The sequence below is a fragment of the Mycolicibacterium novocastrense genome (assembly GCF_001499835.1).
Classification (GTDB): domain Bacteria; phylum Actinomycetota; class Actinomycetes; order Mycobacteriales; family Mycobacteriaceae; genus Mycobacterium; species Mycobacterium novocastrense.
The window spans coordinates 124,098-146,753 of record NZ_LQIH01000034.1; the positions used below are offsets into that span (position 1 = coordinate 124,098).

20 protein-coding genes are annotated in these 22,656 nt (G+C 67.4%); 13 read left to right on the forward strand and 7 right to left on the reverse strand.

Annotation, left to right across the window (positions count from 1 at the left end; all coding sequences use genetic code 11):
- Positions 1-127: 127 nt before the first annotated feature.
- The 4 genes from AU072_RS20410 to AU072_RS20425 all read right to left on the reverse strand — a co-directional run bounded on the left by AU072_RS20410 (position 128) and on the right by AU072_RS20425 (position 4,556).
- Entirely contained in the window at positions 128-997 is an 870-nt protein-coding gene (locus AU072_RS20410) for a cyclopropane mycolic acid synthase family methyltransferase (RefSeq protein ID WP_064415471.1), read from the reverse strand.
- A 123-nt stretch (positions 998-1,120) separates the two neighbouring features.
- On the reverse strand, positions 1,121-2,038 hold the full coding sequence (locus AU072_RS20415) for an alpha/beta fold hydrolase (protein ID WP_064415472.1): 918 nt from the start codon (positions 2,036-2,038) through the stop codon (positions 1,121-1,123).
- Entirely contained in the window at positions 2,039-3,406 is a 1,368-nt protein-coding gene (locus tag AU072_RS20420; RefSeq protein WP_064415473.1) for an ABC1 kinase family protein, read from the reverse strand.
- Between the two features lie 151 nt (positions 3,407-3,557).
- A complete protein-coding gene (locus tag AU072_RS20425; protein ID WP_064415582.1) occupies positions 3,558-4,556 on the reverse strand; it encodes an oxygenase MpaB family protein in 999 nt (332 codons plus the stop codon).
- A 101-nt stretch (positions 4,557-4,657) separates the two neighbouring features.
- Between AU072_RS20425 and AU072_RS20430 the strand changes: the two genes are divergently transcribed.
- Together AU072_RS20430 and AU072_RS20435 are read left to right on the forward strand one after the other, a co-directional pair.
- The gene (locus tag AU072_RS20430; protein ID WP_064415583.1) at positions 4,658-5,254 is read left to right on the forward strand and encodes a TetR/AcrR family transcriptional regulator; all 597 of its coding nucleotides are present in this window, start codon (positions 4,658-4,660) and stop codon (positions 5,252-5,254) included.
- Positions 5,255-5,445: 191 nt separating this feature from the next.
- On the forward strand, positions 5,446-5,796 hold the full coding sequence (locus tag AU072_RS20435; RefSeq protein ID WP_064415474.1) for a hypothetical protein: 351 nt from the start codon (positions 5,446-5,448) through the stop codon (positions 5,794-5,796).
- Here the strand turns inward: AU072_RS20435 and AU072_RS20440 are convergent.
- Positions 5,791-6,393 (reverse strand): DinB family protein, encoded by a 603-nt coding sequence (locus AU072_RS20440; protein WP_064415475.1) that lies wholly within the window; start codon positions 6,391-6,393, stop codon positions 5,791-5,793. The two genes, AU072_RS20435 and AU072_RS20440, sit on opposite strands and share 6 nt — an antisense overlap.
- Positions 6,394-6,395: 2 nt before the next feature.
- Complete coding sequence (locus tag AU072_RS20445) at positions 6,396-6,926, reverse strand: DinB family protein (protein ID WP_064415476.1); 531 nt, start codon at positions 6,924-6,926, stop codon at positions 6,396-6,398.
- A gap of 61 nt (positions 6,927-6,987) precedes the next feature.
- On the opposite strand from AU072_RS20445, the gene AU072_RS20450 reads away from it, so the two are divergent.
- Positions 6,988-7,941, forward strand: a complete 954-nt coding sequence (locus tag AU072_RS20450) for a helix-turn-helix transcriptional regulator (RefSeq protein WP_064415477.1) — start codon at positions 6,988-6,990, stop codon at positions 7,939-7,941.
- Here AU072_RS20450 and AU072_RS20455 read toward each other — a convergent pair.
- Entirely contained in the window at positions 7,931-8,482 is a 552-nt protein-coding gene (locus AU072_RS20455) for a nucleotidyltransferase family protein (RefSeq protein WP_094287688.1), read from the reverse strand. The two genes, AU072_RS20450 and AU072_RS20455, sit on opposite strands and share 11 nt — an antisense overlap.
- Before the next feature lie 60 nt (positions 8,483-8,542).
- Here AU072_RS20455 and AU072_RS20460 point away from each other — a divergent pair, with 60 nt between their 5' ends.
- The 10 genes from AU072_RS20460 (at position 8,543) to AU072_RS20505 (ending at position 22,512) form a co-directional block, all read left to right on the forward strand.
- Positions 8,543-9,310: an endonuclease/exonuclease/phosphatase family protein gene (locus tag AU072_RS20460; RefSeq protein ID WP_064415584.1), complete on the forward strand. Its 768-nt coding sequence runs from the start codon at positions 8,543-8,545 to the stop codon at positions 9,308-9,310.
- A 42-nt stretch (positions 9,311-9,352) separates the two neighbouring features.
- Positions 9,353-13,528, forward strand: coding sequence for a glycoside hydrolase family 38 N-terminal domain-containing protein (locus AU072_RS20465; RefSeq protein ID WP_064415479.1), 4,176 nt, complete (start codon positions 9,353-9,355; stop codon positions 13,526-13,528).
- Positions 13,525-14,091: a DUF7158 domain-containing protein gene (locus tag AU072_RS20470; RefSeq protein WP_064415480.1), complete on the forward strand. Its 567-nt coding sequence runs from the start codon at positions 13,525-13,527 to the stop codon at positions 14,089-14,091. The genes AU072_RS20465 and AU072_RS20470 overlap by 4 nt, the downstream gene beginning before the upstream one ends.
- Positions 14,091-15,017 (forward strand): ROK family protein, encoded by a 927-nt coding sequence (locus AU072_RS20475; RefSeq protein ID WP_064415481.1) that lies wholly within the window; start codon positions 14,091-14,093, stop codon positions 15,015-15,017. Before AU072_RS20470 ends, AU072_RS20475 begins: the two co-directional genes overlap by 1 nt.
- 136 nt (positions 15,018-15,153) lie before the next feature.
- The gene (locus tag AU072_RS20480) at positions 15,154-15,591 is read left to right on the forward strand and encodes an anthrone oxygenase family protein (RefSeq protein WP_064415482.1); all 438 of its coding nucleotides are present in this window, start codon (positions 15,154-15,156) and stop codon (positions 15,589-15,591) included.
- 336 nt (positions 15,592-15,927) lie between these two features.
- The gene (rplJ, locus tag AU072_RS20485; protein ID WP_064415483.1) at positions 15,928-16,461 is read left to right on the forward strand and encodes a 50S ribosomal protein L10; all 534 of its coding nucleotides are present in this window, start codon (positions 15,928-15,930) and stop codon (positions 16,459-16,461) included.
- Between the two features lie 98 nt (positions 16,462-16,559).
- Positions 16,560-16,952, forward strand: coding sequence for a 50S ribosomal protein L7/L12 (rplL, locus tag AU072_RS20490; protein WP_064345556.1), 393 nt, complete (start codon positions 16,560-16,562; stop codon positions 16,950-16,952).
- A gap of 185 nt (positions 16,953-17,137) precedes the next feature.
- Positions 17,138-18,217 carry an ABC transporter ATP-binding protein gene (locus AU072_RS20495; RefSeq protein ID WP_064415484.1) on the forward strand — a complete coding sequence of 360 codons (1,080 nt, stop codon included), beginning with the start codon at positions 17,138-17,140 and terminating at the stop codon, positions 18,215-18,217.
- Positions 18,218-18,257: 40 nt separating this feature from the next.
- A complete protein-coding gene (locus AU072_RS20500; protein WP_064415485.1) occupies positions 18,258-20,498 on the forward strand; it encodes a molybdopterin-dependent oxidoreductase in 2,241 nt (746 codons plus the stop codon).
- A 58-nt stretch (positions 20,499-20,556) separates the two neighbouring features.
- Positions 20,557-22,512: an alpha/beta hydrolase gene (locus AU072_RS20505; protein ID WP_064415486.1), complete on the forward strand. Its 1,956-nt coding sequence runs from the start codon at positions 20,557-20,559 to the stop codon at positions 22,510-22,512.
- The last annotated feature ends 144 nt before the right edge of the window (positions 22,513-22,656 follow it).

Here is a 22,656-nt window from a genome sequence, read left to right on the forward strand (position 1 = left end):
CTTTCCCAATGCGTGACTCGGGCCTGCACGCCGTCACGCGATGATCTGGTCGACACCATATCGTTCGGCGCTTGCCAGACCCTAATTCGGCTTGCCGCCACGGGGGCGGCGATTTGTGAGGCCGGGGCTATTTCTGGAGCGTGAACTGGTTGACGTCGATGTATCCGACGCGGAAGCCGTGCGCGCAGCCGGTCAGGTAGTGCATGTAGCGGTCGTAGATCTCCCGGGATTGGATGGCGATCGCTTCGTCCTCGTGGGTTTGCAGCGCCGCTGTCCAGCAGTCGAGGGTGCGCGCATAGTGAGGCTGCAGGCTTTGGCGCCGGGTCAATTCGAAGCCGGCCTTTTCGGCGTGCTCGCCGACCAGTTCGATGGTCGGCAGATAGCCGCCCGGGAAGATCTCGGTGAGGATGAACTTCACGAACCGGGCGACCGAGAACGTCAGCGGCATACCCCTCTCGGCCATCTGCGGAAGCGTGAGCGCGGTGATGGTGTGCAGCAGCATCACCCCGTCATCGGGTAGGACGCGATGAGCCATGCCGAAGAAGTCGTCCCATCGGTCCCTGCCGAAATGCTCGAACGCGCCGATCGACACGATTCGGTCAACAGGTTCGTCGAACTGTTCCCAGCCCTGGAGCAGCACCCGCTTGGACATCGGGCTGTCGGACGCCGCGAAGACCTTCTCGACGTGGGCGTGCTGGTTCTCGCTCAAGGTGAGTCCGACGACGTTGACGTCGTACTTCTCGACCGCCCTCATCATCGTCGAACCCCAGCCGCAGCCGACGTCGAGCAGCGTCATCCCCGGCTCGAGTCCCAATTTGCCCAACGCGAGGTCGACCTTGGCGCGCTGAGCTTCCTCGAGCGTCATGTCGTCGCGCTCGAAATACGCGCAGCTGTAGGTCTGCGTCGGATCCAGCCAGAGCCGGAAGAACTCGTCCGAGAGGTCGTAGTGCGCCTGCACGTCGGCGAAGTGCGGTGTCAAGTTGCGTGTTGCGGCCACAATGGTGCCTTTCTGGGCGGAATCAGAGCTCGCGTCGCCTGTGACAGTTCAAGCCCGAAGCACTCGGGACGAATGTACGCGCAGCCGTGCCGGCCGGCCAATCGTGGAACACTTGCGCCGACGTCAAAAAGACGCGGCGAAAATGGATTTCAGTTCACCGATGATGTCGTCCCACAGCGGCTCGGGCAGTTCGTGACCCATGCCGTCGAACAGCACCAGCCGGGCGTCCTCGATGGCCTTGGCGATCGCTCGCCCGCCGGACGGTCGCATCAATTTGTCGGCCTTGCCGTGCAACACCAATGTGGGCGCCGTGATCTCGCGGTCGTAGTGCAACAGGCTGCCGCTGCCCAGGATCGCTGCGAAATGCCTGCCGATCCCGGCCGGGTAGTAGCAGCGGTCGTAGTCCTCGATCGCGTCGGCGCGCAGCCGCTCCTCGGACGCGGGGAAACCCGGGCTGCCGATGATCTTGCTGACCCTGATGGCGTTCTCGATGACCGCCTCGCGCGTGTTGCCCTTGGGCCGGCGCAAGATTGCGAGCAGCTGTCGCGGACCCGGCGGCGGCAGCAGCGCCTGGTTGTTGCTCGAGAAGATGATCGCCAACGACTGGGTGCGCGGTTTGTGCCGGGCGGCGAACACCTGGGCGATCATCCCGCCCATCGACGCGCCGACGATGTGGGCGCGCTCGATCTCGAGATGGTCCAGCACGGCGGCCGCATCATCGGCCATGTCTTCGAGTGTGTAAGCGGCCGGGCTGCTCAGCCCGAGCAGCGAGCGCAGCATCCGCGGCACCAGCGGTGCGTCGGTGTGCAGTCCGCGCAGCTTCGACGAGAGGCCGACGTCGCGATTGTCGAATCGGATGACTCGCAGGCCCTGGTTGATGAGCCGCTCACAGAAATCCCTGCGCCACATCACAAGCTGCGCGCCGAGCCCCATGATGAGTAGCACCGCCGGATCGTTCGGGTCGCCCATGTCCTCGTAATGGATGTCGAGATCGCCGGACTTGGCATCTTTCGACTTGGCGATGCCGGCTCGGACCTGCATTCAGTTCCGAACCTCGCTGTCGAGTTCCGCGTCATGCTCTCGGCTGACCTCGACCATGAAGTTGGCGAAGTAGCCGGTCAGCTGCGGATCCGACATCATCTGCCACTTCGGCGCGAGCAGTTTCATGTAGCGCTCGACATAGAGGAACTGCTTGCCGATCAGCACCAGTTCGCGCGGGAGCTTGACGTCGTAGGCCTCGGCGAGTGTCGACAGTTGCTTGCCGATCTCGGCGTAGCTCATGTCGCCCAGCGTCGACATGGTCAGCGGGGTCGCGAACTTTTCCAAATCCTTGGCCGCCTGCGCCTCGGGCTTCATGGTGCCGACGGCGCCCATCAGCACGACGATCTTGCCTGCAGCGGCGTGGTCCTTTTTGACCAGCAGCGCGTACACCAGTTCCCGCAGCAGCCAACGGGTTCGCGGGTCGATGCGGCCCATGATGCCGAAGTCGAAGAACACGATTTTGCCGTCGTCGTCGACGTAGAGGTTTCCCGCATGCAGGTCGCCGTGGAACAGGCCGTGCCGCAGGCCGCCCTCGAAGACGCTGAACAGCAGGGCCTTGACCAGTTCGGTTCCGTCGAAACCCTTCTCGCGGATGGCTTTCACGTCGTCGATGCGGGTGCCCTGGATGCGTTCCATCGTCAGCACTCGTTCACTGGTCAGGTCCCAATAGACCTGCGGCACACGGATGTTCTTGCCCAGCGGCGAGGCGTGCATGTGCGCGACCCAGGCGTCCATCGACTGCGCCTCGAGCCGAAAGTCGAGTTCCTCGGCCAGGTTGTCGGCGAAGTCGGCGACGACGTCCTGAGCGCTCAGGCGCTGACCCAGCTTCGCGAATTCGACCAGCCGCGCCCCGCGCTTGAGGATCTGCAGATCCGCGGCGACCCGCCTGCGGATGCCGGGCCGCTGGATCTTGACGACGACCTCTTCCCCGCTGTGCAGCGTCGCATAGTGCACCTGGGCGATCGACGCGGATGCGAACGGCTTCTCGTCGAAGCTCTTGAACAGGTTCGCGGGTTCGTCACCGAGGTCCTCGACGAACAGCTTGTGCACCTCCTCTGGGTCCGCCGGCGGAACCCGGTCGAGCAGGCTGCGGAACTCCTTGGACAGCGGCTCACCGAACGCGCCGGGGCTCGAGGCGATGATCTGGCCGAACTTCACGTAGGTGGGTCCAAGGTCGGCGAAGGCCTGTGGGACCTGCTTGATGACCTTCTGCTGCAGCGAACCGCGGCCGCCGATCTTGGAGACGACCCGCGCGCCGGTTCGGGTGATCTGCCAACCCGTGGCACCGACGCGGGCAGCCTCGATCGGCAGGGGGACCCTGTCCAGTTTGGCTACATCGCGGTGCTGCGTCTTTCGCGTGGCACTCATGGGAGCCAGTGTCTCAAAGTCCGCGGTGGCACGTAAAAACCTGTGGACGGGCTCACAATCGGCCTACTACGGGGCCCCGTGGCGCCGAAATTGCATTCCAGCAGGCCGTTACCCGTACTTTTCCAGCTGGAATGCCATTTCGCGGCGGTCTTCATGCCTCGGCGAAACTGCGCTCGACCTCGTCGCGGCTGAGGACCTGGTCGTCGCCCAACCGGTACGCCGGCAGCGTGTGCGGTACATCGGTTCCCGACGCCACCCTGTCCTGAGCCTGGCGGAACTCCGGTATCGGGCCCTGCGCGAGGTGCAAGCCGTTGATCACCGACCAGACGGTCGCCCGGCGCGCGGTGCGCTCGAGGATGTTGGGGTCCTTGTGCTGGATCAATTGCTTGGCCCAGCGCGGCATCGTGTCGCGGATGGCCCAGTTGATCGCGCTCTGCGCCAGCGGCAGGCCGGGTCCTGTGGCGAGCGCCGTGCCGTGCGTGACGGCCAATCGCGGTAGGTAGGACTCGAGGCAGTCGGCGACCTCGGCCTTGGTCTCGGGCAGGTCGGCGCCGCCCAGTGCGTGGCCGACCCGCACGAACTCGCGGTAGTAGCGGTCGATCTTGTTGCCGCGCAACGGGTTCGGATGGTAGAGCTCGTGCGCGGTGGCCAGGCCCCACACCACGGTGGCGTAGTTCCATCGCAACCAGTCCGGGTCGTCGGCGTCGTAGCGGGCGCCGTCAGGACGTGTGCCCTTGATGGTGTGGTGCATCGAGCGGACGGCCTTGGCCAGGCGCTCGGCGGTCTCGGTTGAGCCGTAGGCGGTGCCGATGAAGAACGCGATCGAGTGGCCCAGGCGTACCGCCGCGCCCTTGGGGTCGATCTCGGGAACGGCGACCCCTGTTTTCGGGTCGCGCTTGACCAGCCGTGAGTGGTGCATGCCCATCCAGTAGATCGACGGATCGAGCCGCTCCATGAACGCCGCGCACTGCAGACCGAAGATCAGCGCCTGCATGTGCGAGTGCACATGCCAGACCGCGCTGCCGGGGCCGAACCAGCCCGGATCGCCCACCGGCGCGGCGAACTCCATACCGCGGAAGTAGTTGCGCCGGATGTCCTTGTCGAAGCGCTGGTTGAGGGCCTCTCCGAGGAACTGGTGCGGCAGCAGAATCACGTCGGCTCCTAGGTCAAACTCTGGTCACGGCTGTAGCCAGAATACATTTTGGTCACGTATGTGACCAGAGTTGGCGCGATGCCGCCTACGCTGGGATGGTGTCCAGTCCGACCCGATGGGCGGGCGTGCCGCTGACGGACCGCCGCGCCGAGCGCCGAGCGCAGCTGATCGACGCGGCCTTCCGGCTGTTCGGCGATGGCGGCGAGACCGCCCTGTCGGTGCGGTCGGTGTGTCGTGAATGCGGGCTGAACACGCGGTATTTCTACGAGAGTTTCGCCGATACCGATGACCTCCTCGGGGCCGTCTACGACGAGGTGAGCGCCCAACTGACCGACGCGATCGAAGCGGCCATGTCGCAGGCCGGCGAATCTCTGCGGGCCAGGACACGGGCCGGGATCGCGGCGGTGCTCGGGTTCAGCTCCGAGGATCCACGCCGCGGCCGGGTGCTGTTCACCGATGCGCGATCGAATCCGGTGCTGGCGGCTCGGCGTGCGGCGACGCAGGATCTGTTGCGTGAAGGCGTGCTCACCGAGGGCTGGCGACTGGAGCCGGACTCGGATCCGATCGCGGCGCAGGTGGGTGCGGCGATGTACACCGGCGCGATGGCAGAACTGGCCCAGCAGTGGCTGACGGGCCGGCTCGGGACCGATTTGGACGCGGTCGTCGAGCACGCCGTGCGGCAGTGGCTGCGCTAGGCGGGGCACCACCTGTTTCTCTGCCAGCCTCTGAGCGACTTTGTCGCTGAAACGATGACGGCCGATAGTAGATGAGCGACATTGTCGCTCCGAGGCTGGCAGAGAGGCACATACTCCCGCAGGGCGCCGGTTATCCACAGGGCCGGCCACGACGGCGGTTCTGTGTCGGTGGCCGATGCCACCGTCGAGGTATGACGCGACGGAAAGTGTTGCGCGGCACCGAGCTACGTCACGTGTTGACGATGTATCTCGCGGTGCACGGTGCGACCGGCGTCGACGCGTTGATCCGGTTACTCGACCACCACTTCTTCACGGTCGACGGGCGGCCCTCCAAAACGGTGTCCGACGCGCTGCGGTGGGAGGTCCGGCGTGGCCGCGTCCGTCGGCTCCGACGCGGCCACTACGGCCCCGGCGCGATGCCGCGCTCCACCGAGCACTACATCCACCGGCGTGTGATGGCGCTGCGCGAGGAGGCCGCCGCGCTCGCGGCCGACGACGAGTCCGACAGTTTCTGGAACCGGCTGTGCGGCGACGAGCTATGACGCCACGGCGGGACGCCACCGCTTGACGAAGTCCGTCTCCGGCCACTCCTCATTGGCGGCCATCAGCTCGTACATCGTTGCGCCGTCGATCGATTCGCGGATGATGTCGGCGTGGCCGGCGTGTCGGGACAGCTCCTCGATCAGGTGCAGCGCGACCCAGCGCACGTCCCAGTGGTCGATGTCGTGCGGGAACCACGGCACCTCGTGCGGAATGGGAACCGGAGTCGACAGATCGGCTTCACGAAGGGCCTGCAGCGTCAACTCGTTCTGTGTCCGCAGCGTGTCGAGCAGGCCGGCGAGTGTCTCGTCGTCGCGCATCACGTACTGGTCGGCGTACTCGGCCATGATCTCGTCCATCGGACGGTCGTCCTTCGGCGGGAAGTGCGGCGCCGCGACGATGCGCTCCGTCCAGCCCTTTTGCACACCGGCGGCATGTTTCACCAAACCGCCGATCGACAGCGTGCTGACCGACGGCGTCGACCGTGCCTGCTCGTCTGTCAGTCCGTACGCCACCGAGAAGAACGCGTTCTGCTGGAAGGCGAGGAAGTGCACCAGCGTCTGACGTTGGTCTGCGGCGGGCGGCGGCATTCCTGGCATGGTTACTTTCCCTTTCGATCGGTGTGGGCGTACAGGTCTCGAAGGCAAGCGATTTCGGCGCCATGGTGGATGAACTCGCGATTGATGTGCAGGACGAGCGCGATGATCGGATACTCGGCGTACGGACCTTCTGCCGGCCCGCACGGTCGGTTCAGATCCTCGTCGGACAACCCGCGCACACCGTCGATCCAGGTTTGGTACTGCTCGTCGAGCTGCCGCAGCGCCGTCGCGGCGTCGGTGGCGTACTGCCAGGACTGGTAGTCAGCGGACGGGGCGCCGAAATGGCTGTGGTTGCGCATCGCGAACACGCCGACGATGACGTGCGCGAGGCGCCAGGCGATCGTCGTGAACGGTGCCGGCGTCGGTTCGGGGTAATCGAAGTCGATCGACCCGTCCGGATGCACGGTCCAGCAGTCGGGGACCGGCTGCCAGAAGTATTCGTCGTCGGTGAGCCCCTCGAACCGGGGGCGGAGGAAGTTGATCCAGTGGAAGTCGGCCTGTTCGGCCAGCTCGTGCGAGATCCTCGTCGGCATAGAATCACTCTGACAGAGTTATAGGACAGTTTCGGTCCTTTGAATGAGGCAGGCTGCATTCATGTCGGAGACGACGAGCCGGATACTGCAGCTGTTGGGGTTGCTGCAGTCGCGGCGGGTGTGGACGGGCGAGGAGCTCGCCGAGCGGTTGGGGGTGACCACCCGCAGCGTGCGTCGCGACGTCGAACGGCTGCGCGACCTCGGGTATCCGGTCCACGCCAGCAAGGGCCACGGCGGCGGTTATCAACTCGGCGCCGGTGCGGCGTTGCCGCCGTTGCTGCTCGACCCCGATGAGGCCGTCGCGATGGCGGTATGCCTGCGCCTGGCCGCGGGCGGAACCGTGGCGGGCGTCGGCGAATCGGCGCTGCGGGCACTGAGCAAGCTCGATCAGGTGATGCCTTCCAAGCTGCGGTCCCAGGTGGCCGCGGTGCACGATTCGACCGTCACGCTGACGGCGCCCACCTCCGATACGGTCGAACCCGACGTTCTGATGACCCTCGCGCGGGCCTGCCGCGACCACGAGCACGTGGCGACCGGCTACGTCGACATCCGCGGCAATGCGACCATGCGTCGGGTGGAGCCCTATCAGCTGGTCACCACCGGTCGGCGCTGGTACCTGCTGGCCTACGACCGCGACAAGCAGGACTGGCGCAGCCTGCGACTCGACCGGATGAACGACGTGCGCGCGCAGGGCAGCACCTTCGTGCCGCGCGAGGCGCCCGACGCGGCGGCGTACGTGCGGCGGTCGATCAGCAGCTCACCGTACCGCTACGTCGCGCGCGTTCACTTCAGTGCTCCGGAAAGCGTTGTCGCACAGCATTTCTCGCCGTCCTCGGCGATGGTCGAGCCTGACGGTCCGGACGCATGCGTCGTCACGGCCGGCGCCGACGACCCCGAACGCATGGTGCTCTACTTCGCGGCGGTCGGATGCGATTTCCGGGTGCTCTCACCGCCGGAGGTGATACACGCGGCGGAGGCGGTCTGGAAACGCCTGCGACGAAGCGTCAGCCGGTGAGCCCCAAGCGGTCGGCCAACATCAGGAACGCCGAGGCGAACGGGTTGTCGGCGGTCTCGGCGCGCAGTTGCTCCCAGTCCAGCTGTTCGCGAACCGCACGCACGGCGGGAAGCAGTGCGGCGAAGTCGCAATGGTGTTCGTTGAGGGAGTTCAGCTTCTCGCGCATGACCTCGGTCGGCGCCAGCACACGCATCCGGACCGCGAGCACGTCGTACTCCTCGGCCGCCAGGATGCTCTCCTTGTCGACCGGAACGCCGTTGAGCCGGTGCAGGACGTCGATGACGAAGTCGTCCTCGACGCATGCCTTGAACAACCAGTCCTCCGGTGTGCGCTCGACGCGGAAACCCGCCTCCTCCAGCGTCGCCGCGGCTTTCTCGGTGTCGGGCTCGGCGACAACGAAATCAACGTCGTGCACGGGTTCTGGACCCCCGAACACCCACAGCGCATAGCTGCCGCCCAAGGCGAAATCGGGGCCCTGTGCGCGCAACGCCGACGCGGCACGTTTGAGCGCGTCGCGCAGATCATCGTTTCTCTGGGGCACTACTCTCCTGGGGCCGGCTGATCGGCTAGCAGCCATTGTGGGTAGCTAGTACCCATGCAGATGCGGATGGCCACCTTCAACATCTTGCACGGACGCAGCGTGCACGACGGGCTCGTTCACCGAGACCGCCTCGTGGAGGCCGTCCGGGAACTCGACGTCGACATCCTGGCCCTGCAGGAAGTCGACCTCGACCAGCCGCGGTCGGGGATGGCCGACCTGACCGCGGTCGCCGCCGAAGCGATGGGTGCGGTGAGCCACCGGTTCGTGGCGGCGATCTCCGGAACGCCCGGAGCCACCTGGATGGCGGCCACCGGCGACGAGCAGCCAGGAACCGCCGCCTACGGCATCGCGCTGCTGTCGCGATTCCCCGCCGAGTCGTGGCAGGTGCTGCGCCTACCGCGGATCCCGGTGCCCTTTCCGATGTATCTGCCGGGACCGAACCGGGTGCAAATCGTCAACGAGGAGCCTCGGGCGGCGGTGGTCGGCCAGTTGAACACTGCGCTGGGTTCGCTGACCGTCGCCAACACGCATCTGTCGTTCGTGCCGGGGTGGAATCGGGTGCAGTTGCGCAGGCTGCTGCGCGACCTGCGTGGCTTCCCGTCGCCGCGAGTGCTGATGGGCGATCTGAACATGGTGCCGCGAACGATCCGTCGCTGGACCCGCCTGCGACCGCTCGCCTCGGCAGTGACGTTTCCGGCCGACGGGCCCGACCGCCAACTCGACCACATCGTCACCGACGACCCCGGCCTGCGGGTGGAGCGGTGCTGCGCCCCTTCGCTTCCGATATCGGATCACCGCGCCCTGGTCGTCGACATCTCCCGAGCCTGATTTCCACCGCGATGCGGGGGTGACCGCACGTAGGGTTTGGCTGTGCGGGTCATTTCGGCGGAGTCGACGGATCTGTTCGTCGGGCCCGCGGACGCGCCGTCGCAGATCGTGCGGGTCACCTATACCGATGGCGCGGGTGAGGTGCGCGTCGACGGTGACGGGCTCGAGGGCCACGCGCGAGCGGCGGCCGGCGACGGCAGCGTCGAGGTGGCGGTCACGGTCACCGACCCGGTCCCCGGTGAGCGGCGCCCGGCGCGGATCGTCACGGGCGACGGCATCACACCGTTCGTGTTCACCGTCGCCGAACCCGGCTGGACGATGTACATGATCAGCCATTTCCACTATGACCCGGTGTGGTGGAACACGCAGGGGGCGTACACCAGTGTGTGGAGCGAGGATCCGCCGGGCCGGTGCCGCCAGACCAACGGCTTCGATCTGGTCAGCGCCCATCTCGAAATGGCCCGCCGGGAACCGGAATACAAGTTCGTGTTGGCCGAGGTCGACTACCTCAAACCGTTCTGGGACACCCACCCCGAGGACCGCGACGATTTGCGCCGCTTCGTCGCCGAGGGTCGCGTCGAGATCATGGGCGGAACGTACAACGAGCCGAACACCAACCTCACCAGCCCCGAGACGACCATCCGGAATTTTGTGCACGGCATCGGGTTTCAGCGCGATGTGCTCGGCGCCGACCCGGCCACAGCCTGGCAGCTCGACGCGTTCGGCCATGACCCGCAGTTTCCGGGTATGGCCGCCGACGCCGGGCTGACGTCGAGTTCGTGGGCCCGTGGCCCACACCATCAGTGGGGCCCGATGGCCGGCGGCGGCGACCCGGAGCGCATGCAGTTCAGCAGCGAATTCGAGTGGCTCTCCCCGTCCGGGCGCGGACTGCTGACGCACTACATGCCCGCGCACTACGCGGCAGGGTGGTGGATGGATTCGGCACCGACGTTGGAGGCGGCCGAAGCCGAGACCTATGGACTGTTCACGTCACTGAAGAAGGTGGCGTTGACTCGCAACGTCCTCCTGCCGGTAGGCACCGACTACACGCCACCGAACAAGTGGGTCACCGAGATTCACCGGGACTGGAACGCCCGATACACCTGGCCGCGGTTCATCTGTGCGGTGCCCAAGGAGTTCTTCGCCGCGGTCCGCGCCGAACTGGCCGAGCGCGGCGCCGAGGCCTCGCCGCAGACCCGGGACATGAACCCGATCTACACCGGCAAAGACGTCTCCTACATCGACACCAAGCAGGCCAACCGGGCGGCCGAGGACGTCGTGGTCGACGCCGAGAAGTTCGCGGTGTTCGCCGGGCTTCTCGGTGGTGCGACCTATCCTCAGGCCGCTCTGGCCAAGGCGTGGGTCCAATTGGCCTACGGCGCGCACCACGATGCGATCACCGGCTCGGAATCCGACCAGGTGTACCTCGACCTGCTGACGAGCTGGCGAGACGCATGGGAGCTGGGCAGGACCGCCCGCGACCATGCGCTGGCCGTGTTGTCAGGGGCCGTCGACGAATCGGTCGTCGTGTGGAATCCCGTCGCGCACAAGCGCACCGACGTCGTCACCGCCCGCATCCCGCAGGCTGCCGGAGCGGTGCGGGTTGTCGGTTCCGCGGGTGAGGAGATACCCGCTCACGTCGAGCACGGCGGACGAACGGTCACCTGGCTCGCCGGTGACGTGCCTTCGATGGGGTGGCAGTCCTACCGAATCGAGCGGTCGGACGGCTCGGCGGCGGGCTGGAAACCGGTGAGCGGGAACGAGATCGGCAACGACCATTACCGGCTGAGGGTCGACCCGTCACGAGGCGGTGCGGTCGAGTCGTTGGTCGAATGTGGTTCGGGCCGGTCCTTGATCGCTCCCGGCCGGGTCGGCAACGAGTTGGTGGTGTACGACGAGTACCCCGCGCATCCCGAGGCGGGAGAGGGGCCATGGCACCTTCTGCCCAAGGGCCCAGTCATCGGCTCCTCGTCATCGCCTGCCACGGTGCAGGCTTACCGCGGTGTGCTCGGAGAGCGTCTGGTGATCGACGGCGCCGTTGCCGATGTGCTGCGCTACACGCAGGTTCTGACCCTGTGGCACGGTGTGGCGCGCGTCGACTGCCGAACCACGATCAACGAATTCACCGGCGCCGACCGGCTGTTGCGGTTGCGCTGGCCGTGTCCGGTTCCCGGGGCGATGCCGGTCAGCGAGGTCGGTGACGCGGTGATCGCACGCGGGTTCGCGCTGCTGCACGAACGCGGCCGGGACACGGCGATCGACGCCGCGACGCATCCGTGGACGCTGGACAACCCCGCATACGGCTGGTTCGGGTTGTCGTCGACGATGCGGATCCGGGTCGGCAAGGCGTGTCGCGCGGTCTCGGTTGCCGAGGTGATCACCCCGACCGAAGACGAAGCCTCGATGGTGCGGCCGTTGATGGTCGCGCTCGCGCGCGCAGGTGTCACCGCGACATGCAGCGGCTCCGACAGGCCGCGCTACGGCGATCTCGCCGTCGACTCCAACCTTCCGGACGTGCGGATCGCACTCGGTGACTCAGACCAGAACCGCTTCACTGCAACAGTTCTCGATGCCGCCGATTCGTCGTACGCCGAAGAGGTGAAGCGACAGCTCGACGCGACCGGCGCGGCCAGGGTATGGGTACCGGCGGCCCGTCGCCTGGAAGAGGCGTGGGTGCCGAGCGCGGATCTGCGCGATGTGCGCGCGCTACCGGTGCTGATTCTGGCCGGGTCGGCCCTGGACCATGTGGTGCAGGGTGTTGTCGACGACCTGCGCGGTTGGGAGATCGTCGTCGAGCAGGCCGCGCCGGCCGATATCGAACCGTTCGAAGACCGGACGGTCGCGCTGCTCAACCGCGGCGTGCCCGGGTTCGCCGTCGAATCGGATGGAACGCTGAACCTTTCGTTGATGCGGTCATGTACCGGTTGGCCCTCGGGCACGTGGATCGATCCGCCGCGACGCACCGCACCGGACGGGTCCAACTTCCAACTGCAGCACTGGACACACACGTTCGACTACGCGCTGGTCTGCGGGGACGGTGACTGGCGCCGGGCCGGTGTTCCGGCTCGCAGCATCGAGTTTTCAAATCCGCTCCTGGCGGTGACCGAGAAGTGGGGCACGGTGGGCGGTCTGCCGCCGTCGGGTTCGCTGTTGGAGATTCAGCCGACGGGCTCGGTGCGGCTGGCCGCGCTCAAGGCCGCGGGCAACCCGCTCGCGAGCGGTAGCGCGCGGCCGGTCCACCCCTCTGACGGCGTCGCGATGAGGTTGGTCGAAACCACCGGGAGCACAACCGACGTCACGGTCACTTCGGGGTTGCGCCGGGTATCCGCCGCGGTCCGGGTGGATCTGCTCGAGCAACCGCGGGTGCAGGAGGTGACGCCCGAAGGCCTGTCGTTGCACGGTTTCGAGGTCGCCACCGTTCTGGCCCGGTTCAATCTGCCGCAGGTTCTACAGGCCGATCATGCCGCCCTCGCGCCGGAGGCGGAGCAGGCCCAGCCGCTGTATGCCAGGTACTGGCTGCACAACCGCGGTCCGGCCCCGCTCGGCGGCCTGCCCGCCGTCGCCCATCTGCACCCGCAACACGTGGTGTCATCGGGTTCGGCGCTGCAGCTTCGTCTCACCGTGGCCAGCGATTGTTGCGACGAGATTCTGCACGGCCGGGTGCGGCTGCTGTGTCCGGATGGTTGGGCGGCAGAACCCGATGTGTTGCCGTTCATGCTGCCGCCCGGCGAATACGTGGACACCACCGTGAACGTCACCCCGTCGAATGCCGTGTCACCCGGGCTGTATCCCATACGTGCCGAACTCGCGTTGACCGGTGCGCACGTTTCGATCCCGCCATCGTGGCGCCAGGTGGTCGAGGACGTGTGTGTCGTCGGGGTCGACGCGCCTCCGGACGACGCCCTGTTGCGCCTCGTCGCTGGACCGGAGCCGGTCGACGTGGTGGCCGGTGACACGGCCCGTATCGGGGTCACCGTCGGCACCGACGCGTGCGCCGACGTCGCGGTCGAAGCACACCTGATCAGCCCGTGGGGTACATGGGAATGGTTTGGCCCGGCGGTATCCGGTGTCGAGCTGAGCGCTCGCGGCACGAGTGAGATCGACTTCGACGTCGCCCCGCCGGAATGGGTCGAACCGGGTGAGTGGTGGGCGCTCATCCGATTGGCCGCCGCCGGACACCTCGTCTATTCACCCGCGGTGAAGGTGACGGTGCGGTGAACGATTCCGGGAGGGCCGGCGTCGCGGCTACCGTGGACGGTGTGCCGGTGTCGGTCGACGAGGTCGATGCTCGCGAAGCCACCCTGCGCGCCTCACCGATCGCGTCCTCGCTGCCGCGCCCCGGCACCAGCGAAGGTCGACAGCTGCGGCGTTGGCTGACCCAGCTCCTGGTTGCCGAGCGCGTCGTGACGACCGAGGCCGCGGCACGCGGAGTGAACGTCGATGACGCGCCGGCCGAGGCCGAGGTGCTGCCGGACATGACCGTGCGGATGGAGATCGGCAGCGTGGCTGCTTCGGTGCTCGCCGACCCGTTGGCCCGCGCGGTGTTCGCCGAGGTGACGGCCGGTACCGACGTCACCGACGACGAGGTGGCCGCGTACCGGGAGCGAAACCCGTTGCGCTTCAGCGATATAGCTTCGGCCGCGGCGCACCTGCGTGCCGCCGCGCGGCGCCGGGCCTTCCGGCTCTGGCTGGACGCCCGCTGTGCGGCGGTCGTCGAGCTCGCCCCGGGCTATGAACATCCCGGGGATCCCCGTCAGCCCGACAACACCCACCGGCACTGATGGCCGACCTCGTTCTCGCGCTCGACATCGGCGGCACGAAGATCGCCGTCGGTCTCGTCGACGATGCGGGCACGCTGGTGCACAGAGCCACATTGCCGACACCGGACGGTGATGCGGAAACGATCTGGGCCGTCGCGGATTCGCTGCTCACCGAGGCCTTGGCCACCGCCGACGGACGGGTCCGCGGCGCCGGGATCGCCTCGGCCGGACCGATCGATCTGTCGGCGGGCACCGTCAGTCCGATCAACATCGGCTCGTGGCAACGGTTTCCGATCGTCGAGCGGGTGGCGATGACCGTCGGCGCACCGGTGCGACTTGCCGGCGACGGCCTGTGCATGGCGATGGGGGAGCACTGGCGCGGCGCCGGACGCGGCGCCGACTTCCTGCTCGGGATGGTGGTCTCGACCGGTGTCGGCGGAGGCCTGGTGCTCGACGGCGCCCCCTACGACGGCCGGACCGGCAACGCGGGCCACGTCGGGCACCTCGTCGTCGACCCGAACGGCGCGCCATGCACGTGTGGCGGGCGCGGCTGCGTCGAAACCATCGCCGGTGGCCCGCGCATGGCGCAGTGGGCCCGCGAGCACGGGTGGGTGGCCCCCGCCGATGCCGACGCCAAGGAACTCGCCGATGCCGCCAATGCCGGAGACGCGGTGGCGCTGAGCGCCTTTCGCCGCGGTGCGGCGGCGGTGGGGGCGATGATCGCGTCGGTCGGCGCCGTCTGCGACCTGGACCGGGTTGTGATCGGCGGTGGCGTGGCCAAGTCGGGGGCGCTGCTGTTCGACCCCGTGCGGGAAGCGCTCGCGTCCCACGCCGGGCTGGACTTCATCCGCGGCGTCGAAGTGGTGCCGGCCGAACTCGGCGGCGACGCCGGCCTGGTCGGGGCGGCCGCCCTGCTACACGAGCACACGGGGGGACGGCTGACCTGAGCCGGTTGCGTGTCCTCCTGTGCCTGCCTGGAGTGCGTGCGGCCCATGTCTTTCGGCCCCAGTCGCGCAGGCTCTCCCAAGCTGCCGAATGTGTCAGTACCTTGTTTTGTGTCAGCGTGATGGGCACGGTCGAGGTATGGACGCAATTGTTCACGTGCTGACCCTGCTGATCGTCGGACCGTTGGTCGGGGTCGAACTCGCGGTCGCGGTGTTCCTCAACCCGGTGCTGGGCCGGCTGCCCGACGAAGCGTTCGCGCAGGCTCGCAGCGACAGCGGGCGGGTACTGGGAAAGGTGATGCCGTTCTGGTACGCCGCGGCGCTTGTCGTTCTGATCGCGGCGGCCGTGCTGTTGCGGAGGGATTGGCTGTTCATCACCGCGGCCCTGACCATGGCGCTGGCGGTGGTGGCGACCGTGGCGTTGATGGTGCCGATCAACAACCGCATCGGGCGCTGGTCCTCCGGTGCCGACGTCGACCGCGGGTTGGCGCGGCAGTGGGATCGGCTGCATTGGCGTCGGGTGGCCTTACTTGTGGTGGTGTTCGGGCTGGCGGTCGTCGCGGTGGCGGGGGTTTAGGCGGTTTGCGCACGCCCGTGTCCGGGTGAGGGTGCACGAGCTGCTGGAAAATTGCGGTGTGTCGTGGGCAGACGCGCACTGTCGCGCGGAAAGAATTCGCGTGGATCGGGTGCGTTTTGGCTGATGAGCAGGTAGTCGGCTATTCTCGACGGCGTTCCACCGAAGACCGTCGGTCACCGAGCAATCGGTTGAAGGTCCCGGACCACCCGGGCGGCCCACGCAGGAGGACGAGGCTACAGCTATTGCGCGCCCCGACCTGTCTGCGTCGGGGCGTTCGTCGTTTCCGGCCCCGCAACCCTTACTCGGCCCACGGTTCCCATCCACGAGGAGGCATGCATGGCCAAGGCTGACAAGGCCACCGCGGTTGCCGACATCGCCGAGCAGTTCAAGGAGGCTTCGGCGACGCTCGTCACCGAGTACCGCGGGCTGACGGTGGCCAACCTCAAGGACCTGCGCCGTTCGCTCGGTGATTCCGCCACCTACACAGTCGCCAAGAACACGCTGGTCAAGCGTGCCGCGGCGGAGGCGGGCATCGAGGGGCTCGACGAGTTGTTCGTCGGCCCCACCGCGATCGCGTTCGTCAAGGGCGAGGCCGTCGACGCCGCCAAGGCGATCAAGAAGTTCGCCAAGGACAACAAGGCCCTCGTCATCAAGGGCGGCTACATGGACGGCCGCCCGCTGAGCGTGTCCGAGGTCGAGCGCATCGCCGATCTGGAGTCGCGCGAGGTGCTGCTGGCCAAGACGGCCGGCGCGATGAAGGCGAACCTGTCCAAGGCCGCCGGTCTGTTCAACGCCCCGGCGTCGCAGGTCGCACGGCTGGCCGCCGCTCTGCAAGAGAAGAAGGCCGGCGAAGGCGAAGAAGCCGCATAACCACCCACCATCCCCGCGGTTTGTGGAGCCGCACCGGCGCTGACCGCCGGTAACACGCCACAAATCGCACTGAAAGTAAGAATCAGAAAGGACCACTCATGGCCAAGCTGTCCACCGACGAGCTGCTCGACGCGTTCAAGGAACTGACGCTGCTGGAGCTCTCCGAGTTCGTCAAGAAGTTCGAGGAGACCTTCGAGGTCACCGCCGCTGCCCCGGTCGCCGTCGCGGCTGCCGGCCCCGCCGCCGGTGGTGCGCCCGCCGAGGCCGCCGAGGAGCAGTCTGAGTTCGACGTCATCCTCGAGGGTGCCGGCGACAAGAAGATCGGCGTCATCAAGGTCGTCCGCGAGATCGTCTCGGGCCTGGGTCTCAAGGAGGCCAAGGACCTCGTCGACGGCGCTCCCAAGCCGCTGCTCGAGAAGGTCGACAAGGCTGCCGCCGACGACGCCAAGGCCAAGCTCGAGGCCGCGGGCGCGACGGTCACCGTCAAGTAGCACCGCGCCCGCAGTACCACAACTGTGGGGTCGATCCAGCAAAGCGGGTCGGCCCCACAGTCGTTTTCTCGATGGGTCACAATCAACCCCAGACTCGTGTTGTGGCCAGGAGCGGTAGGCTACAGTGACTCAAGCCACAAGCGGTGAGGCCTGTGGCGTGACGATTATTGGCGGAAGGATCTCGCGTGGGCATTGGTATCCAGATTGAGGGACTGACCAAGTCCTTCGGCCCCCAGCGAATCTGGGAGGACGTCACATTCGACCTGCCGCCGGGTGAGGTGAGCGTTCTGCTCGGCCCCTCCGGTACGGGTAAATCCGTGTTCTTGAAGTCGCTGATCGGGCTGCTGCGCCCCGAGCGCGGCAAGATCATCGTCGACGGCACCGACGTGATTCAGTGCACCGCCAAGGAGCTTTACGAGATCCGCACGCTGTTCGGTGTGATGTTCCAGGACGGCGCGCTGTTCGGCTCGATGAGCCTGTACGACAACACCGCTTTCCCCTTGCGTGAGCACACCAAGAAGAAGGAAAGCGAAATCCGCCAGATCGTCATGGAGAAGCTCGAGCTGGTGGGTCTGGCCGGTGACGAGAACAAGTTCCCCGGCGAGATCTCCGGTGGTATGCGCAAGCGTGCCGGCCTGGCCCGCTCCCTGGTGCTCGATCCGCAGATCATCCTCTGCGACGAGCCGGACTCGGGTCTGGACCCGGTCCGTACCGCGTACCTGAGCCAGTTGTTGATCGACATCAACGCGCAGATCGACTGCACGATCCTGATCGTGACGCACAACATCAACATCGCCCGGACGGTGCCCGACAACATGGGCATGCTGTTCCGCAAGCACCTGGTGATGTTCGGTCCGCGCGAGGTGCTGTTGACCAGTGACGAGCCGGTGGTGCGGCAGTTCCTCAACGGTCGGCGTATCGGTCCGATCGGTATGTCCGAGGAGAAGGACGAGTCGACGATGGCCGAGGAGCAGGCCATGATCGACGCCGGTCACCATGACGGTGGTGTCGAGGAGATCGAGGGTGTGCCGCCGCAGATCCAGGCGACGCCCGGTATGCCGGAGCGCCAGGCCGTCTACCGCCGGCAGGCCCGGGTGCGCGAGATCATGCACACCCTGCCGCCCAAGGCTCAGGAAGCCATCCGCGCCGATCTCGAAGGCTCGAACACCCATGCGGGCAGCGCCTTCCCGGATGCCACGACGGCTCGGCACACCACGGTCGACGAAGAAGCACCGACCGGCGCCATCCCGCGCGCGCAGCAGTAGGCCGCCCGATGTGAACGTCGACGACCGCTTGCGCTGAGAGATGACGCGCGAGCACCGGACGACGTTCTGCCGGATCTGCGAGCCGCTGTGCGGCATGATCGCGACCGTCGAAGACGGCCGACTGGTTGAGCTGCGCCCCGACAAGGACCATCCGCTCTCATCGGGATTCGCCTGCCAGAAGGGCATCGCCTTCACCGAGGTGGTCAACGACCCCGACCGGGTGACCACGCCGCTGCGACGCACTCGTTCCGGGTTCGAACCCGTCGGCTGGGACGAGGCGATGACCGACATCGCCGCCCGACTCTCCGTCATCCACCGCAGGCACGGTGCGGGCGCAATCGGCTGGTATTTCGGTAACCCGGGCGCGTTCAGCTACTCGTACACTCTGGGCCTCAACATGCTGATGGGCGGATTCGGGCTCGGGCTCCTCGGCGGTCCCGGCCGCGGCCTGCACGTGTTCACCGCCGGCTCGCAGGACGTCAACAACCGCTTCGTCGCCAGCCAGTTGCTCTACGGGTCGCCGCTCGCACTCCCGATACCCGACCTGCTGCGGACGGACTTACTGGTGGTCATCGGCGCCAACCCGGTCGTCTCGCACGGCAGCGTGCTCACCGCGCCGCGGATTCGGGATCGCATGCACGACATCGTCACGCGCGGTGGCCGCGTGCTGGTCATCGACCCGCGCAGGACCGAGACCGCAGCGCAGTTCGAGTGGCTGGGCATCGTCCCCGACGGCGACGCCTACCTGCTGCTGTCCCTGCTGCATGTGATGTTCGGTGAGAACCTGGCCGACCGCCGAGGGCTCGCAGAGCGGGCCGACGGCGCGGCCTGGCTCGAGCGGCTGGCCACACCGTTCAGCCCCGAGGTCACCGAGGCGCGCACCGGGATCGACCCCGAGACCGTCCGCGCCCTGGCCCGCGACTTGGCCGGAACCGAACGGGCGGCGGTCTACGGTCGCGTCGGCACCAGCGTCGGCGAAAACGGAACGCTGACGACTTACCTGCTCGACGCCGTCAACCTGGTGGCAGGGAACCTTGATGTGCCCGGCGGCAGCATGTTCGGCCGGCTCGGTATCCCTGGGGAGCGGTGGCTGAACAAGGCCGGCGGCGCACTGCTGCGCGCCGTCTACACGCGCAAACGGTCGCGCATCGGCGGGTTTCCCTCCGTCCTCGGTTCCGAACCCGCGGGCGTGATGGCCAAGGAGATCACCACGCCGGGACGCGGGCAGGTCAGGGCGCTGTTCGTCGGCGCGGGCAACCCCGTGCTTTCAGTGCCCAACGGCGACGAACTCGAGACCGCGTTGGAGTCTCTCGAGTTGTTGGTCGGCATCGACCTCTATCTCAACGAGACGCTGGCGCACTGCGACTACGTACTGCCCGCCACGTCGATGTACGAACGCGACGACTTTCCGCTGCCGTTCCAGACGCTGCAACCCACGCCGTTCCGGCAAGCCACCGAGGCCGTTGTCGCGCCGGTGGGCCAGGCCCGCGCGGAGTGGGAGATCATCGACGACCTCACGGCCAGGATGTGGCGGGCGACGCCCGGCCTGGCGGTGCTCGCCGGCGTGCGAAAGGCATTGTCCGCGTTCGGGGTCCGACTCAGCCCGCGGATGCTCGCCGATGCGGTGATCCGGTTGGCCGCGGGCGGCGACCGGTTCGGCCTGCGACGCGGCTTGAGCTTCTCGAAACTCACCGCCAACCATCCGCACGGCACGGTGCTGGCGGACCATCTGCGGGCCGGTGTGCTGGGCGACATCGTCGTCTACCGCGGTGGCCGGGTGCGTCTGCGTCACGACGAGGTCGCCGCCGAAGTCGACAAGCTGTCGCGCCGCCGCGTCGCCGACGACTATCCGATGCGGCTGATCGGCATGCGCGAGGCGCGGTCGGAGAACTCGTGGATGCACAACTCGCCGCTTCTGATGCGCGGTGAGCGTTCGCACCGGGCACTCATGCACGTCGACGACGCGGCCGCCGCCGACATCGCCGACGGTGACACCGTGCGGATCACCTCCCGACATGGCCAGATCGAGATTCCGGTCATCGCCACCAAGGACATCGTCGTCGGCGTGATCGCGGTCCCACACGGTTGGGGACACAAGGGCACGGCCGGATGGCGCATCGCCAACGACGCCGGCGGCGCGAACGTCAACCGATTGATGTCCAGCGATCCGGCGGAGATCGAGAGCCTGGCCGGAATGGCCCGGCTGACTGGTGTCCCGGTGCGCGTCGAGCGGGTCGCGTCGGTAGCCCCGCAACCCGAGCGTGCGCAAACTTTCGGATAAGGCCGGTTCGCGGCCAGCAAACCCGTTATCTTTCTCCCGTCGTCGAGCGGGAGAGGTCATGGTCGACCGGTTTCTGATCTGGGTGAGAGCGGGTGTCGTCACCGCGGGACTGTCGGCCGCGGTGCTCGCCGGTGCGGGTGCGGCGATCGCCGACGACGGTTCGTCGTCAGATGGCGGTGGGTCCACGGCCTCGGGGTCGTCGAATTCCGCTGACAGCACGAAGGATTCGGTCGCCGGTGAGTCCTCGGTCCCGACCGGTGGCCGGTCCTCGAACGCGCGCACCACCCGCACGAGCGGCGACGCCCCGCGCACCCGCGTCGGCGCGAAGGCTCCCGACGATACGAAGGATGCGAAGGGTTCCGAGGCCACCAGCGACACCGACCGTGGCGAGGAGCGGAAAAAGCCCGCTTCGAGCCCGACGGACGCCGCCGACGCCGCAACAGATCAGGCAAAGGACGACAAGACCGCCGACACCCGGACCACCGACGACGCCGCGGGCGCCGACGCCGTGGTCGAGCAACCGGTGGTCGACGCCGTGGTCGAACAGCCCGTGACCGACTCCGAGGTGATCGAGGAGGTCGTCGCGAAGTCCGACTCCGACCGTGACCACACGGTCCAGCAGGCGGCGGCCCGGGTCTCTGCGAACGTCCCCACGGTCACCTCGGACATCGACACCACCGACCGGACCGAGCCGGACCGGACCGAGAAGAAGGCCGCACTCGTCGCGGAGACAGGCGACACCGGCGACCCGACCGCCCCTGAGCAACGCACGGCGGTGGTCCTCGAACAACCGGTCGCCAGCGTCGTCGAGGACGTCGAGGAAGTCGGTGTCCAGGCGGTGGCCTTCGCGTCGGCGCCACCGGGGGTGACCACTGCGACCGCCCCCCAGGTCCCCCTCATCCTGCGGGTGATCGGCACGATCGTGTTCGACCTGTACGCCGTCGCGACCCGACTGCTGGGCGGCCCACCGATCCTGCCGCCCAACAGCACGGTCAGCGTGCGCTCGTCGACGCTGCGGATCGACTGCGCCTGTGCAGAAGGTGAAGGCAAGGAAGTGCCCGCGGACTGGTACATCCCGGAGACGGCAACCGGCGAGCCGCCCGAGCGCCTGATCTACCTGCAGCACGGCTTTTTGGCCAGCGGCCCGTGGTACAGCCACACCGCCGCCGCGTTGGCCGAGCGGACCCAGAGCATCGTGGTCGCACCGTCGATCAGCTCCAACTTCTTTGCCGTCGACGGATGCTGGCTCGGCGGGGCGCCGATGCACGAGGCGATGGCGGGACTGTTCGACGACGGAAACACCGCGCTGGAGGACAGTGCGCGAGCCGCCGGGTACGCAGGGGACATCCCCGACCGCGTCGTGCTGATGGGCCACTCGCTCGGCGGCGGCGCGGTGTCGGGGATCGCCGGCTACCTGGCCGACGACGAGCGCATCGACAGGCTGGCCGGGGTCGTGCTGCTCGACGGCGTGGCGCTGGGCGACCCGGCGCGGATGACGGAATCGCTGAGGAAGGTCCCCGTCGACGTCCCGATCTACCAGCTCGCCGCACCGGTCTACATGTGGAACAACTTCGGCGCCGGCCTCGACGCTCTGGCCGCCGCGCGACCGACCGGGTTCATCGGCGTCACATTGGTCAACGGCTCACACGTCGACGCCATGCGGGGCGGCAATCCGCTCATCCAGTTCGCCCAGGAGCTGGTGGCCGGCTTCTCGCGGCCCGAGAACGCCGCCGCCGCGCAGATACTGATGGTTGGCTGGGTCAACGACATGTTCGCCGGTGACCGGAAGACGGGTATCTACCTCGAGCGCGGCGAGCAGTTCCGCTTCGACACCCCGGCCGGGCAGGCCACCGTCGTCGCACTGCCCAATACGTTGACCAAGCCGTACCTGCTGAACTTCCTGAAGCCGTTCATGCCGTTGGCCGACGGGTTGTTCGCCATGGACCCGGTGTGTGTGCGCGAATCGGTCGGCTCGGCCGGGTCCGGACACTGCAGCAACACGATCGCCGCCTGACGCAAAACTCCACAACAACGCGTGTTATCTCTTGACGGGAAGCCGTAGAGGGGCCAATCTGTTCTGCAGCAATGTATGGACGGATGAGAAGGATCGAGTCGCCAGCCAGCGCCCCGATGCGTGCCATACATGCGGTTGGGTTGT